11 protein-coding genes are annotated in these 14,646 nt (G+C 66.8%); 5 read left to right on the top strand and 6 right to left on the bottom strand.

Annotation, left to right across the window (positions count from 1 at the left end; genetic code table 11):
• Positions 1 to 21: 21 nt before the first annotated feature.
• Positions 22 to 705, bottom strand: coding sequence for a hypothetical protein (locus ACGGCP_RS06890; RefSeq protein WP_392962203.1), 684 nt, complete (start codon positions 703 to 705; stop codon positions 22 to 24).
• 156 nt (positions 706 to 861) lie between these two features.
• Here ACGGCP_RS06890 and ACGGCP_RS06885 point away from each other — a divergent pair, with 156 nt between their 5' ends.
• On the top strand, positions 862 to 1,260 hold the full coding sequence (locus tag ACGGCP_RS06885; RefSeq protein ID WP_392962200.1) for a hypothetical protein: 399 nt from the start codon (positions 862 to 864) through the stop codon (positions 1,258 to 1,260).
• Positions 1,261 to 1,533: 273 nt separating this feature from the next.
• Positions 1,534 to 3,009: a tyrosine-type recombinase/integrase gene (locus ACGGCP_RS06880; protein WP_392962198.1), complete on the top strand. Its 1,476-nt coding sequence runs from the start codon at positions 1,534 to 1,536 to the stop codon at positions 3,007 to 3,009.
• A gap of 857 nt (positions 3,010 to 3,866) precedes the next feature.
• On the opposite strand, the gene ACGGCP_RS06875 is transcribed toward ACGGCP_RS06880, so the two are convergent.
• The 5 genes from ACGGCP_RS06875 to ACGGCP_RS06855 form a co-directional block, all read right to left on the bottom strand.
• Positions 3,867 to 4,301: an NUDIX hydrolase gene (locus ACGGCP_RS06875; RefSeq protein WP_392962195.1), complete on the bottom strand. Its 435-nt coding sequence runs from the start codon at positions 4,299 to 4,301 to the stop codon at positions 3,867 to 3,869.
• Entirely contained in the window at positions 4,294 to 5,565 is a 1,272-nt protein-coding gene (locus ACGGCP_RS06870) for a DegT/DnrJ/EryC1/StrS family aminotransferase (protein ID WP_392962193.1), read from the bottom strand. Before ACGGCP_RS06870 ends, ACGGCP_RS06875 begins: the two co-directional genes overlap by 8 nt.
• Positions 5,562 to 6,554: a Gfo/Idh/MocA family protein gene (locus ACGGCP_RS06865; RefSeq protein ID WP_392962190.1), complete on the bottom strand. Its 993-nt coding sequence runs from the start codon at positions 6,552 to 6,554 to the stop codon at positions 5,562 to 5,564. The genes ACGGCP_RS06870 and ACGGCP_RS06865 overlap by 4 nt, the downstream gene beginning before the upstream one ends.
• 83 nt (positions 6,555 to 6,637) lie before the next feature.
• A complete protein-coding gene (locus ACGGCP_RS06860; RefSeq protein ID WP_392962187.1) occupies positions 6,638 to 7,066 on the bottom strand; it encodes a hypothetical protein in 429 nt (142 codons plus the stop codon).
• Positions 7,063 to 7,440: a hypothetical protein gene (locus tag ACGGCP_RS06855; protein ID WP_392962184.1), complete on the bottom strand. Its 378-nt coding sequence runs from the start codon at positions 7,438 to 7,440 to the stop codon at positions 7,063 to 7,065. Before ACGGCP_RS06855 ends, ACGGCP_RS06860 begins: the two co-directional genes overlap by 4 nt.
• A gap of 97 nt (positions 7,441 to 7,537) precedes the next feature.
• Between ACGGCP_RS06855 and ACGGCP_RS06850 the strand changes: the two genes are divergently transcribed.
• The 3 genes from ACGGCP_RS06850 to mobF all read left to right on the top strand — a co-directional run bounded on the left by ACGGCP_RS06850 (position 7,538) and on the right by mobF (position 14,467).
• Complete coding sequence (locus ACGGCP_RS06850; protein WP_392962181.1) at positions 7,538 to 8,935, top strand: helix-turn-helix domain-containing protein; 1,398 nt, start codon at positions 7,538 to 7,540, stop codon at positions 8,933 to 8,935.
• Entirely contained in the window at positions 8,932 to 9,477 is a 546-nt protein-coding gene (locus ACGGCP_RS06845) for a flavoprotein (RefSeq protein WP_392962178.1), read from the top strand. The genes ACGGCP_RS06850 and ACGGCP_RS06845 overlap by 4 nt, the downstream gene beginning before the upstream one ends.
• A 307-nt stretch (positions 9,478 to 9,784) precedes the next feature.
• The gene (mobF, locus tag ACGGCP_RS06840) at positions 9,785 to 14,467 is read left to right on the top strand and encodes a MobF family relaxase (protein ID WP_392962175.1); all 4,683 of its coding nucleotides are present in this window, start codon (positions 9,785 to 9,787) and stop codon (positions 14,465 to 14,467) included.
• Positions 14,468 to 14,646 lie beyond the last annotated feature (179 nt).

Raw genomic sequence — 14,646 nt, 5'->3', positions numbered from 1 at the left:
GGCCCCCTCAGCCGATTCCGGTCAGAACGTCTTCGGCAGCAGCACCAGCACCAGCGCCGCGCCCAGGAACGTGGCGAACGAGGCGACCGAGAGCAACCATTGCGACCGGACCGTCCGCGACCGCCCGGCAACGCCCGCGAAGAACAGCGCGAGCGCGAGGATCACGGCCATGAACACGTAGTTGTCGGACCGCTGGTTGTCCTCGTGCGCCCGCTGCGTCGCGGCCTCCGCCTCCGCCACGAGTTCCGCCTCGGCCTGCTCCGACGCCAGCGTGTACTCGGGCATGACGAACGGCGTCGCGGGCGCGGCCGGATCGATCGGCGGGTGCGTGTCCACCCACGCGTCGACGGCCACCCGGAACTCGGGCCGAAACCGCTCGTACAGGAAACCGGAGACTTCGGCGGGGTCGGGCGCGTAGCCCCCCGCCGGGCGGGGGACCGCCCCGGACGCGATGTCCTCCTGCAGCGCTCCGAGCCAGGCGGTGAACGACACGACGTCCCCGAGTCGGTCCTGGCCCGCGTCGGTCGCGGCCTTGGCCGACTCCGTACGCGCGGCCCCGGCCTCGGCGAACGCGATCGCCTGCAGGCCGCTCCATTTGGCGCTCTGGAACCCGGCCCAGGCGGTGCCGACGGCGGCCAGCGCCATCACGATCGTCAGCGCCAGATCGAGCCACCGGTGCATCTCCGGCCGCGCCTCGTCCCCCATGGCCGCACTCCGATCCGTCCCCGATGGACCCGAACGTATCGGTGTCCGCAGCCGGGCATCGGCGATTCCGGCGGCGCGAACATTCGGAGACTCCAGGCGCGCAGGCGACCCCGGAGAGATGATCGATCCTGGAAGCACACTGATCGGGGAACCAAGATGATCAAGACCAGCCGCGCCCTGCCAGGGGCCGTCCTCCTCATCCTCGGCGGCCTGGTGCAGGCCGTCCAGGGCATCGCCGCCCTCGCCACCGGTGGCTACTTCGTCGCCCCGCCCGACTACGACTTCGGGATCAGCATCAGCGCCTGGGGCTTCGTCCACCTCGCCGTCGGCGTCCTCGCCATCGCGGTCGGCGTCGGCGTCCTCCGCGCGAGCCCCGTGGCCCGACTCCTCGGCCTCGCCCTCGCCGCCGCCTCGCTGCTGTCGAACTTCCTGTGGCTCCCCATCGAACCGCTGTGGTCGATAGTCCTCATAGCCCTCGCCGCACTGGCCCTATGGTCCCTCGCAACAGCAGGACCCGCACTCCTCCCACCGAAGGACACCAATCCCGCGCACTAATCCAGAACACAGAAAAACCCGGTTCCCTCTTTCGAGGAAACCGGGTTTTCCATCCAGTAGCGGGAGGCGGATTTGAACCACCGACCTCCAGGTTATGAGCGGCATTTGTCGTATATGCAGATCGATGGTTTCAGGCCCTAGATCTCCGTATCGTCCGAGGTCACACCCGACACATGCATGACATTGCATGTCATCTCAGGTTGGGCAGTGACCGCCCGTGGCAGGACATCCCACGGACAGATGACGGACGAGAATCGACGGAGGACCACCCCCGTGGGCTACTGCAAGAAGCGACCGAACAAGAACGGCAACCCCCGCTACACGGCCGTGTACATCGACAACGACGGCCTGGAACGATCAGCGGGCACCTTCCCCACCTTCAAGGAAGCCACCGAGAAGTGGAAGGACGCGGAGGCCAAGGTCAACGCCGGCCGCGGCGCCCACCTCATCCGAGGCCGCGTCCTGTTCCAGAGCTACGTAGAGGAGACCTGGCTGCCGAACCTCGCGGTGGAGGTCAAGACCAAAGAGAACTACACCTACAACGTCTACGCCCACCTCATGGCGTTCTTCGGGCACCGCCGCATGCTCGACATCTACACCAGCGACATCCGCGAATGGCTCACTGGACTCAAGAACGCCGGGGTCACGGCCGCGACCCGCAAGCGCTTGAAGCAGCTTCTCAGCTCAATCCTCTCCACCGCAGTCGACGACGAAGTCATCACCGGAAACCCCTGCCTGCTGGTCAAGACCGACACCGTCCCGGTCAAGCCCTTGACGATCGTCACCCCGACCCAGTTCGACAAGTTCCACGAAGCGCTCCCCGACGACATGTCCAGGCTCCTGGTCGAAACCGCCATCGAGACGGGAACCCGCTGGGGCGAACTCACGGAACTCCGCGTCATGGACTGGAACTCCGACCGCAAGGCCTTCACCGTCGCCCGCGCAGTCGTCCAGGTGAACCCCGAGTTCCACCCCGAAGGCGGCCGGTTCTTCGTCAAGGACTATCCGAAGGACGGCGAATACAGGATCATCCGAGTAGCCGACCACCTCGCGACCAAGATCGACACCCACATAGCTGACAAGGGCCTCAAGAAGAACGACCTGGTCTTCTGGTACTCCCCCACCACCAAGAAACCCCGGCGAACCACACCGCTCTCCGAGGGGAAGCCGCTGGGCCGAACCGCTCCGAACGAACGCGGCCGAACCTATGCCCACGGCACTATAAGCGCCTACACCGCGGGCCGCTGTCGCTGCGCCCACTGCCGTTCAGCGATGGCCGCCTACCGCAGCAAGCGCCGCGCTGAGGGAAAAGACAACCCGCGCCAGGGCCGCCGCTGGGACACCGACGGCCACATCCCGAACCAGTGGTTCCGCGAACAGATCATCAGGCCCGCGCTCTCGAAGGCCGACATCCCCGTCGACCTCCGTATGCATCTCCTCCGTCACGCCCACGCCTCCTGGCTACTCAACGGCGGAGCCGACCTCATGGTCGTGAAGGAACGCCTCGGCCACTCCAGCATCATGACCACCGAGCGTTACCTCCACACCGTCGAGAACGCTGACGAAACCGCCCTGGCCGCGCTCGACAAGGTCCGCCAGCGCCGACCCGTCGAACCCCAGTCAACCGACTGGAACCTTGGGGCCATTCCCTCACAGCGCCAACCACTCTCAAACGAAGAACTCATCGCTCAGATGGCAACCCTTCAAGCCGAACTCACCAAACGGCTCAGCACAGGATCGACATCCTGACGTAGCCGTTCATGTCGTGGGGCGGTGCCGCGTTCGCGGCACCGCCCCACAGCGATTACCGCAGACAGACCGGGGGACACACTCCACTTCTCCGAACACGCCGACGGATCTCTGACGGCGACGCTGCGGAGCGATCCGGATCAAAATTATGTCGTCGAAACGGAGACGACAGCAGCTCCCGCCGATCACTATGCTCATTCCGACGGAGAGCAAGGGAGATAGGGCATGGGACGTAACCTGGCGAGATTTGTCGAGGCCGACCAGCCCGTCCGGTACCTATGCGTCTTCGACCACTCCCTGGTGCACTGCCCGCAGTGCGATCGGATGGCGATCCGAAGGGCCGGGCGGGTGACTTGCGGTGATTGCGGGTACTCCTATCTGCGGAAATCCAAGCCGGACAAGGATCGGCCCCCTCAGGCAGTCATGTGCCCACAGTGCAACCGCTACGTGGGAACCTATCGAAACGTGCATCTGAAGCGGCTTCGCTGCCACGGCTGCGGTTGGACGAAGGAACCGGTTGCAAGAGTGCCCCAGCCTGCGCCGCCTAGGGATCACGGACTTCGGCTTTGGCTCGAGACTGACTTTCGCGGCCAGTCGCTGTGGGCGTTGAACGAGCAGCACCTGAGCTTCTTGGAGTCGTACGTCGCTGCCGGGGTACGGGAGACTAACTCGTTCAACAGCACCATCGCGAGCCGGCTCCCAGCCTGGATTAAGTCCGGCAAGAACCGCGAGGACCTGCTTCGGACGCTGGCGAAACTGCGAGCGCGGCTGCCCTGATACTTCGCAATCTGCTTAAACTTCCGATCCCGCGTGCTCCCTGCCGAACACGATCCATGCGCCCTGTCGAAATCAGCGATTCAGGCCAGCGTGGCCAGCGTCTGCTTAACCGACTCGCTCACCGGGAGCTTGTCGGTGATCTCGCGCCATTGGAAGTCGTCATGCTCGGTCAGAACAACGGGTTCGGTGGCACTGACCTCGATGGCGAAGTTGAACTGGCGGCTCGGTTTGCCGCTGCCGCTGGTGTAGTCGAAGTGGCTGAGGTAGGCGGTGAACCTCGCGATGTCGAGGCCGGTCTCCTCCTTCACCTCCCGAGCGAGTGCGGCGTCGAGCCGTTCACCCGGATCGACCTTGCCACTTGGCAGTTCCCACAGACCACCCATGAAGTCGTCGGCAGGACGCTTGAGCAGCAGAACCCGGCCCTGGCCGTCGGTGACAACAGCACCGACGACGAGTTGGGCAATCCCGTCGTTCTCGGCTTCGGCGGTGAGCTTGTCGATGAGCTGGTCATCCATGTTGGACTCCTATAGCGATCAGATCGGTGTGGTGGGCGCTGACCTTCCGGAACGCCTCGATGTAAGCGTCGGCGGTCTCCTGGTCGTCCTCGCGGTGCCAGACCGGGAGTTTGATGATGCTCTCGTGGAAGGCTTCGGCGCGAGGGAACTGCCCTGGAGCATAGGCGAAGCGCCGTGACAGTGCCGGGAACAGCGGACCCGGTTCCTGGAAGAGCGGCAGCAGGTTCAGCGGGCAGGTGGAGCCGGGCCGGTCGGCCTCCGAAGCGCCTTCAGCCTCGATCGCGGCGAAGTATTGGTCGAGCGGGAGCCCGCCGACTTGTTCGGGCCGGTATCGCAGGATCAGCCCGTACCAGGACGAGCGGTCCCCCTCCACAGGTTCGATCGGCTCAATGCCCGGCACCTCCCGAAGCCGCTCGCACAGGTGGACGGCTATGCGGTCTCGGCCGGCGAGGTAGTCGTCGAGGTGAGCGAGTTGTTCGAGCCCGATGGCGGCGGCGAGGGGATGGATGCGGTGCTTGAGCCCCATGCCGGTGACCGCGTAGCGGTAGAGCGGGTCGGTCTCGGGGATCTCGCTCTTGCAGCGTTTGTTGTACTGGCCGTGGAGCAGTGCCCGGTGGTAGGTCTCTGCGTCGTCGGTGAGCAGGAAGCCGCCTTCCCCCGCGGAGAGGGGCTTGGGGCCGTTCATGCTGAAGGCCCCCGCATCTCCGAACAATCCGACCTTCTTGCCTCCCGCTGTAGCCCCGTGAGCGTGGGACCCGTCCTCGAACAGCTTGAGTTGGTGCAGGTCGGCGATGCGCCGCAGTTCGCCGACATCGGCCGGAGTGCCCCACATGTGGGTGACGACGATGGCCCTGGTGCGGTGGGTGATCCGTGCGGTCACGTCGGCGGGGTCGAGGTTGCCCCGTTCGTCGCACTCGGCGAGGACCGGGATCGCGCCGAGGTGCAGCAGCGGGGTGACGGTGGCGAAGAACGTGTAGGCCGGGACGATGACCTCCATGCCCGGCCCGATTCCGGCCGCCGCGTACATCGAGTAGAGCGCCGTGGTCCCCGATGAGGTGAGCAACGCGTGCCGGACCCCGAAGTAATCGGCCAGCGCGTCTTCGAGATCGGCGACGACCCCGGAGCGGTCGTAGATCGACACCGACCGGCCGAGTTGGGCGGCCACGGCCTTGTTCGTGGCGTCGGTGATCGGCGGCCAGGTGAAGTGCGGGGCGGGCATGAGCACGGCGGGCGTGCCGCCGAGCAGGGCGAGCGGGGAGCTCACAGCAGCTCCTTCGGGTTGACGGCCCCATACGTGCGCACGGAGGCGTAGCAGGCGGAGATGAAGGCCAGGTGGGCGAGGTGTTCGGCGGGGCCGCTCGGGTTGGGGCGGGTGCCGTCGAGGATCCGGGCGAAGTGGTCGATCTGCGCGGTCGCGGCGGCAGGCCATGCCTGTTCGCGGGCGAGGGATTCGATGACCTCGCCGTGGTTGTCGAGGCGTCGGATGCGGCCCCTTTCGAGGTCAACGATGCCTTTCGAGCCGACCAGGCGGATGTGCTCGCTCTTCGGGCCGATGAAGCGCGAGAGCAGCGCTGAGCCGTAGAGCCCACTGTCGTAAGAGAAGTGAATGAGGGCGGTGTCTTCGGCGTCGTAGGACCGGTCGGGACGGGCCGACGCGGAGGTGTCGGCCAGGATGCGGTCGGGCAGGCCGAAGTACCACAGGATCATGTCGATCAGGTGGTAGCCCATGTCGATGACGCACCCGCCGCCGGCTTCGGAGACGCGACCGCGCCAGCCTTCGGAGGGGTCGTCGATGTGCAGGGTGTACTGGGCGTCGATGACGAACGGTGTGCCGATCTGGTCGGCGAGCTGGGTGAAGCTGGTGTAGATGGGGTTGAAGCGGCGCTGGAGCGTCACCATCAGCTCGATGCCGGAGCGCTCGCAGAGCGCGGCGAGGTCCCGGGCCTCGTCGAGGCTGGTCGCGAAGGGCTTCTCCTTGAGCACGTGGACGCCGTGTTCAGCGGCGGTTTCGATGACTTCGCGCCCGACATGGTGGGGGACGCAGACCACCACCAGGTCCAGTTCCTCGGAGGCGAACATCTCGCGGAAGTCGTTGTAACCCTTCACGTGCAGCTGGTACTGGAGTTCGTGGACGAGGTCGGGGTTCTCGTCGCAGATCGCGACGAGTTCCACGGCGTCGGAGGCGGCCAGGCCGGGAAGGTGGTCTTCGCGGGCCTGCGCACCGAGGCCGACGACTGCGGCTTTAAGGGTCATGGATCGTTCCTCTCGGGGGTCGAGGGAGATGGATGTCGAGGGAGTTGGGCCGCCGCGCCCACCACGCGGCGGCCCGGAGAGGGTCAGCAAGTCTGCGGTGCCTGATCGGTTTGGTAGACCAACTCGCCGAGCTCGGAGTTGACCTCAGCAGCGATCTCCGGGTCGAGCGCTTCGCCGAGCACGACGGCCCGGTAGAGCGCGGTGGATTTGAGGACGATCAGCGCCGTGCTCTGTGAGCAGGGGTCGAGCCATTCGGGGATCGAATTCAAGTGCGGGCTCCGATTGTCACCCCAGACGATCGGGCCGACATCCACCGGAGCGAAATCGCGGTCCCATGAATCGGGTCGGCATCGCAACCACAGCCTTCGCTCCGCGGCAAGCTGCACCTCGAACCGGAGCCCGGCCTCGACGAACCGGCCCAGCGCCGTCCCGGCCGGAAGGAACCATGAGGCCCGCTGCATCCGGCCACTATCCGTCGCCGATGCGGGAACGCGTCCCAGTTTGAGCCTCATGCCGTCTCGCCTTTGGCAAGCGCGCGCTCAGCGACGATCTCTCCTCGGTGTCGCCACTGCAAATGGGCCGCGGCCAGAATCCGAGCCGCACGGTTCGACTCCGCGAACCAGCCTTCCATTTCCTTGCAGCACAGCAGCCTCGGCGTCCGGGTCTCCAGCGCTTCGACCACACCCGTCGGCTCACCATCGACGGCGAGCGAGAGCCGGTCGACACCGCTCTGGAAGTACCAGATGAAGGTGAACCTCCGGTTGTCGATCTCGGTCATCTCCAGCGGCAGCGCGTCACCGAGCAGGCTCGCGTCTTCCGGGGACATCTCGGCCCGGATCTCGTCGCCGGTTCGTCCCGCTACGGGGAGTGCGTGATTCGTCTCCATGCCTGTAGCCTGGGGCACAAGCAAGATGCCGGGCAAGCATCTGAAGCGGACAGAGCCACCGCTCGACGGTTGTCCGCTTCAGAGCGGGGAGACGCTCATGCCACACCCATCAAAACCGCTGAATCCGGAGCGCGGGCTCCCCGAGTGGTTCGGCGCTGAACTGCGCCACCATCGTCGCCGAGCCGGCCTGTCGCAGGACGACCTCGGCCAGCGCGTCCACTTCTCCGGCGACCTGATCGGGAAGATCGAAAAGGCCGATCGGACCTGCTCCCTCGCGCTTGCCGAAGACCTCGACCGTGTTCTCGAAACCGACGGCGTCCTTGCTCGCGCGTGGCGTCTAGTCGAAGCGCAAGCGGACAGCCACTCCGCTGAACCGGACAGACACCCCCGATCACCCATCAAGGCGAGCAACATCATCGAGTCCCGGGGGATGCTGGAGCGGGACGACCGCACCGCTTCCGAGAAGGGGCTCCCTGTGCTGCGACGAGAGATCTTGAGTGTTGCGCTCAACTGGGGCGCCACCGTACTGCTCGCCCCGATCACCCCTGCGGTGACCGCATTGGTCGACGCGCTCGGCGGTGGCAGCCTCGACGAGACGAGACGACCGGTTGATCTGGTGAACCTCTCGATCCGCCTGGTGAGAGTCAAGAACCTTATGCAGGCGTCCGCGTTCGACCACGCGACTGGGCTACTGCCCGCCCTCCTGCGTGACCTCGAAGCCACCGCGAACCACGTCCACGAATCCGAGAACCAGCACCTCCGAATGCTCACCGCCGACGCACACCAAGTGACCGCGACAGTGCTGCTGAAGCAGGGTGACCCGGCCTCCGCAGCACTCGCAGTGAACCGTTCGATCGACGCCGCCATCTCCAGCGAAGACCCACTGACGATCGCGACCGCGTTCCGTACCGCCAGCCATACCTTGCTACGGACGAACCGGAGCACGATGGCAACCGACCTGGCCGCGTCCCATGCCGCGAACCTCGACCCCTATCCCGCCACTCCGGACCGACTCTCCACCCAGGGTTCGCTTCTCCTCAAAGCCGCAGTCGCAGCGGCCACCGGCGACCAGCGAAGCGCTGCCGAGAGCTACCTCGACGCAGCCGCCGACACCGCCGATCGTCTCGGAGTCGACGGCAACTACTGCTGGACCGGATTCGGGCCCACCAACGTCGAACTCCACCGCCTTCACGTCGCCCTGGAGCTCGGCGACCTCGACCAAGCCACCGCTGAAGCCAGACGCATCAACGCCGACCGCATCGCGCTCCCCGACCGCAAGGCCCGCTATGCCGTCGACGCCGCTGCCGCGTACGCCGGAACCGGTCGCTTCGAGGACGCGCTCGAATCCCTATGGCTCGCTGAGTCGACAGCGCCGCAAGAGACCCGGACGATCAAGTCCGTCCCGGAAACGATGAAGACCGTCCACCGCTCCGGTAGCGACCGCATACGCTCGGATGCCAGCGCCCTCGCCGAACGACTGGAGCAACCCGCGTGACCGCAACAAGAACCGTCTACCTCATCGTCTGCGCGGCGCCACCCGCTGGCGATGCCGAGACCTTCGTCCGCCGAGCCATCGAGTCCGGCTGTGAATGCCACGTGATCGGCACTCCCTCCGCCGAAGGCTTCATGGACGTCGCCGCGCTCGAAGAGGCCAGCGGCCACCCCGTGACCTTCCAACACCGCCGCCCCGGCAGCCCGCGCCGAAACCGTCCAGAAGCCGACGCGGCAGTCATCGCCCCCGCCACTGCCAACACCGTGAACCGCCTCGCCGTCGGCTTCGGCGGCAACTACGCCCTCGATCTCGCCTCCGAACTGATCGGCCTTCACATCCCGATCGCCGTCGTCCCCTTCGTCAACACCGCCCTCGCCGAGCGCGCCCCCTTCAAACGCTCGGTCGCTTCCCTTCGCGAAGAAGGCGTCAAAGTTCTCCTGGATGAAGAAGGCTCGCGGCCCCACCCTCCGCACGGGGGCGCCGCGTACCGCGAGAAGTTCCCCTGGGAAGCCGCTCTGGCCGCTGTCGCGAACTTTTCCGGGTAACTCAATTCAAGCACCACTCTTATCGCACAGCAACCAGTCGATTCTTTGTTATCGACAATTTCAGTCATGCTTTGACAGATCGAGAACATCAATGTCAAAAGTTGATACGAATATAGTCAATCAATGACATGAACTGCTATCTACCAGCATGTTTATCAAATCAGTGTGTCAGGCCATGGAGGACCACACACCTCTTGCACGTTTCGTGAATAAGGATTCTACGACAGGACGGTGCCCTGTTTCCGGGGCTATGTTTGACCCTCGCGAATTGCCGGTCGAGTGACCTGGGCGGGGGTGGTGTGCGTTGATGACGGTCCATAAGCTCTCGGTCGGGGACGGCTACACCTACCTCACGAAGCAGGTCGCCGGCGGCGATGTCCAGCGCGCGCCGGGTCAGTCGGCGGCCGACTACTACGGGCAGGCCGGGAACCCCGAGGGCCGCTGGCTCGGCTCCGGCCTCGCCGCTCTCGACCTCTCGACTGGGCAGGCGGTGCGCGAGGAGCAGATGCGGAACCTCTTCGGCTCCGGGATCCACCCCGACGCCGAACAGATACTCGACACCTACCTGGAACAGAATCTCAAGCCGGGCGCGACGAACGTGCAGCGCGACCGGGCGTTCGCGGCGGCGAAGCGCGCGGTGAAGCTGGGACAGAAGTTCCCCGAGTACGAGACGTTGGAGCCCTACGCCGACCGTGTCGCGAAGCGACTCGACTTGATCGAGTCCGAGACCGGGCGGGCGGCGACGACCACGGAGACCGCGAAGGTCAAGCGGGAGGAAGCGTCCCGGCAGCGGACCAGCGTCGCGGGCTATGACCTGGTGTTCTCGCCGGTGAAGTCGGTGTCGATCCTGTTCGGAATCCACCCCGACGAGCGGGTCCGCGCCGAGGTGAAGGCCGCGCACGACGCCGCCGTCGCGTCGGTGATCGCGATGCTGGAGCAGCACGCCGCGTTCACCCGCTCCGGTGTCGGCGGCGTCGCGCAGATCGAGACCACCGGGCTGATCGCCGCGGCCTTCGATCACTTCGATTCCCGGGCCGGCGACCCCGACCTCCATACGCACCTGGCCGTCGTCAACAAGGTCCAAGGCAGGGACGGGAAGTGGCGGTCCCTCGACGGTTCCGCACTCTACGCCCTCGGCGTCGCGGCGTCGGAGACCTACAACTCCGCGATCGAAGCCGAGATGACCGCCCGACTCGGTGTCGTCTTCGCCGACCGGCCCGGCCCGGTCCGCAACGGCCGCCCGGTGCGCGAGATCGTCGGCATCGACGAGCGCGTGGTGAAGCATTTCTCGGCGCGGCGCAGCGACATCGAACGCCGCTACACCGAACTCCGCTCGCACTACCAGGCGACGCACGGCCGCGAGCCAGACGCGAAGACCGCGTACGAGCTGGCGCAGCAGGCCACACTCGAGACGCGCGGAGCGAAAGACATGATCCGCTCGCTGGAGCAGATGCGCGCCGACTGGACCGCCGACCTCACCGGCCGGTTCGGGTCAAAGTCCATCGACCAGATCAACACCGTCGTAGGTGCTGCGCTGGAGCCGGTCGCGGCCTTGGAGACCGGCCAGGTCCGCGATCTCGCGAGCCGCGTCGTGGACACGATCGCCGAAGAGCGGGCGACGTGGACGCGGTGGAACGTTCACGCCGAGACCATGCGCCAGCTCCGCGCCGAACATGTCTTCACCACCCCCGCAGCGCAACAAGAAGGCGCTGAGCAGATCGTGGCCGCCGCGCTCGGCGAAGGCGTCTCGATCCGCATTGGCATGCCCGCCCCCGTCGAGGCCCCCGAGGTCCTGCGCCGCTCGGACGGGGTGTCAGTGTTCGAGAAGCACGAAGGCCACCGGTTCACCTCCCAAACGATCCTCAACGCCGAGACCCGCCTGGTCGACGCTGCAAATACCGCCACCGTCTACAGCACCAGCGCCACGGCCGTCCGTTCGCGGCTCGATGTCTTCGAGCAGGAAACCGACCGGACGCTCGACGCCGGACAGCGGCAATTGGTCGAAGCCTTCGCGACCGACGACCGGCTCCTCGCCGTCGGGATCGGCCCCGCCGGCTCGGGGAAGACCACGGCGATGCGCGCCTACAAGGAGGTGCTTGCCGCCGACGGACGTCGTCTGGTCGGCCTCGCCCCTTCCGCGAAGGCCGCCAAAGTTCTCGAGAACGACTTGGGCATCCCGTGCTCGACCGTCGACATGTTCCTGTGGAAGATCAGCCCCGGCAACCGGCTCTCCGGCCCCGAACTCGCCGCGTCCCTCCGACCCGTCTCCGGTGCTGAACAAGAGGGCGCGGGCCGGGCCCGCGCTGGCGCGGATCGATCCGCCCCCCTTGGCCCTGACCTGCTCGGACTCCGACCCGGCGACGTCCTCCTCGTTGACGAAGCCTCAATGGCAGGGACGTTGAACCTCGACCGCGTCACCGCCATCGCGAGCCTCGCGGGCGCGCAAGTGCGGCTGCTGGGCGACACGCACCAGCTCGGCGCGGTCGCCTCCGGCGGCGCGCTGCGCCTCATCGCGGCAAAGGCCGGTGCGACCGAACTCGACGAACTCCACCGCTTCGCAGACCCCCAGTTCGCCGAGGCGTCCCTGAAACTGCGCGTTGGCGACGGCAACGCCCTCGACTACTTCGAGCTGCGCGGGAGGCTCGTCGGTGGCACCGAGGACGCCATGACCGACGCCATCTATGCGGCGTGGAAGGCCGACACCGCCGCGGGCAAACGCAGCCTCATGCTCGCCCACCACAACACGACCGTCACCAACCTCTCGGCGAAAGCCCGTGCCGACCGCGTCGCGGCCGGCGACGTCAAGTCCCGCGGCATCGCCCTGCACGACGGGAACACCGCCGGTCACGGGGACTGGGTCGTCACGCGGGAGAACGACTCCCGGCTGCGGTACTGCCGCGGCAAGGACACCGTCCGCAACGGCGAGACCTGGACCGTGGTGCGCACGTTCAAGGACGGGTCGATGAAAGTCAAGAACCACGACTCGAAAGCCACCACCACACTGCCCGCCTGGTATGTCGAAAAGCAGGTCGAACTCGCCTACGCAAGCACCATCGACCGCTCGCAGGGTATGACCGTCGACACGGCCCACCCGCTCCTCACTGCGGGGATGAACCGCAGCGCATTGTATGTTGCGCTCACCCGGGCCGCCGAGACCACGACGCTGTACGCCGTCACCCACACCCCGCTCCCGGCCGCACCCGACGACCGGACCTGGCGGCCCGGCTGGGACCCCGACGCCACCGCCGCCCGCGAAATCGCCGAACAGATCCTCAACACCAAGCCCGACGACCAAGCCGCCACCGAGGCGATCGAGCAGGCCGCGCACCAGGCGGAATCCCTGTCGACCCTGGTGCCGCAGTACCGGTATGCCGTCGACCGGATCGCCACCGCCCACTACGCCGACCTCATCGAACAGAAACTCAAGCCGCTCCTGGATGCCGACGCCTGGGCCGACCTGCGAGACAACGGGCACGGCGCGCTCGCCCGCACCCTCGCCGCCGCCGAAGCCAAGGGCTGGAAGGCCGAACAGCTCCTCGACCTTGCCTGCCGCCGCACCCTCGACGACGCCATCTCCCCCGCCGCGGTCCTGACCACCAGGGTCCAGAAACTCACCGGCGATCACCCCGCGCCCCCGCCCGGACTCCAACCCGAGCCGCGCGACGTCGCCTACTACGCCCGCCTCATCAACGACCACCACCCCCGCCTCCACCTCAACCCCACGACGGCCCTCAACCCGCCCGCCACGAAGCACCCCGCGACGGGCGCGAACCGCGTCGCCGCACAGCCCGACGCCGACCGCTACCGGTCAGAACTCGCCGCCGTGCTCGGCAATCAGCGGGCAGCCCGCATCCACGACGAGCGGGCGTGGCCCGCGGTGGTCGGGGCGCTCGGCCGAGCCGAAGACACCGGCCAGCACTCCATCGACGCGATCCGCCGCGCCCTCGCACAACGCGAACTCGACGAGAGCCGATCCCTGAGCGAACTCCTCGCCTGGCGCCTCGACCGCCAAACACGCCTCATCGCCTACGACCCGACCCATTCGGGGCAGGCGTGGCCGGCGATCGCGTGGACGCTGAAGGCATGGGAGACCCACACAGGTTCCGATGCCGCCTATCTCGTTGACGCTCTCGCCCCCGGCCGCGGCCTCGACAACCTCGCCATCGCCGTCAGTCACACCACCACCGAAACCATCAACCGCGACAACCGATCCGAGAACCCAACCGGGCTCCCCTGGCTTGACTACCCCGCCCACATCCTCGACAGCGACGCCGCCGAAGAGGGACTACAGGAGTTCGCCGCGAACCTCGCCGAGACCATCAAGCATCGCGCCGACGCCCTCACCGAGACCACCCTGACCGACCGGCCCGAATGGATCCGCGCATTCGGCCCCGAGCCCGCCGACCCCACCGGGCGCGAAGCCCTCGAAGCCGCCATCCGCCTCGCCACCGCCCACCGCGACCAGCACGATGTGACCGGCACGGACCCCGCCAATCCGCTCGGACCGTACCCGACCACCGGCCGCGCCGGACACCAGGAATGGTGGGCCTCAGCCGCCGCCGTCCTCGCCCGCAACACCACCGACGACACCACGACCCCGACCAGTCTCGGAGCGACCGTGGAGCAGCACCTCGCCGGAGCGATCGCCTGCGACCTCTACAACGCCGTCCCCGAAACCGAACGACCCGAACTCCACACCACCCTTGCGGCCAAGTTCGACCCCATCACTACGGCCGCCTTCGAACGCGCTCCCGAGGCCATCGTCAGCGACCCAGCCACCGCGAAGGCACTCCTCGCCGCCCTCACCGAAACCGGCCACCTCACCCCGCGAACCGCCGCCGACCTCGGCATCACCAAACCACAACTCGAGGAAGGCAATGCGCAGATTGTCTCCCAGAGCCGATCGGTTGGGTCTGAGATCGAGCTACCGGTGGCCGGAATCTTCTCTGGCCTACAGGTCAGTCCTTCCTCAGGGCATCGTCTCGTCTAGCCCTCAGCATCGCTGATCACGACTTCAAGGCAGTCGCGTGCTGGGCTCTCGTTCCTCTTGGTGTGCACGCTGTCAACGGACGGTGGGAAGGCTCTCAATCGGATTCGAGTGGCGCTTGAGCATCTTGATGCGGTTGACGTGACCTTCGACCCGGCCGGAGTTGTGGTGCAGCGTGAGCC

This window comes from Glycomyces sp. NPDC048151 (genome assembly GCF_043202775.1).
Taxonomy (GTDB): domain Bacteria; phylum Actinomycetota; class Actinomycetes; order Mycobacteriales; family Micromonosporaceae; genus Glycomyces.
This window is presented reverse-complemented; position numbering and strand designations above follow the sequence as displayed.

Coding starts and splice junctions, on each gene's coding strand:
- ACGGCP_RS06885 (WP_392962200.1), top strand. CDS start 862: ATGATCAAGACCAGCCGCGCCCTGCCAGGGGCCGTCCTCCTCATCCTC.
- mobF (WP_392962175.1), top strand. CDS start 9,785: ATGACGGTCCATAAGCTCTCGGTCGGGGACGGCTACACCTACCTCACG.
- ACGGCP_RS06890 (WP_392962203.1), bottom strand. CDS start 705: ATGGGGGACGAGGCGCGGCCGGAGATGCACCGGTGGCTCGATCTGGCG.
- ACGGCP_RS06875 (WP_392962195.1), bottom strand. CDS start 4,301: ATGGATGACCAGCTCATCGACAAGCTCACCGCCGAAGCCGAGAACGAC.
- ACGGCP_RS06865 (WP_392962190.1), bottom strand. CDS start 6,554: ATGACCCTTAAAGCCGCAGTCGTCGGCCTCGGTGCGCAGGCCCGCGAA.
- ACGGCP_RS06860 (WP_392962187.1), bottom strand. CDS start 7,066: ATGAGGCTCAAACTGGGACGCGTTCCCGCATCGGCGACGGATAGTGGC.
- ACGGCP_RS06850 (WP_392962181.1), top strand. CDS start 7,538: ATGCCACACCCATCAAAACCGCTGAATCCGGAGCGCGGGCTCCCCGAG.
- ACGGCP_RS06855 (WP_392962184.1), bottom strand. CDS start 7,440: ATGGAGACGAATCACGCACTCCCCGTAGCGGGACGAACCGGCGACGAG.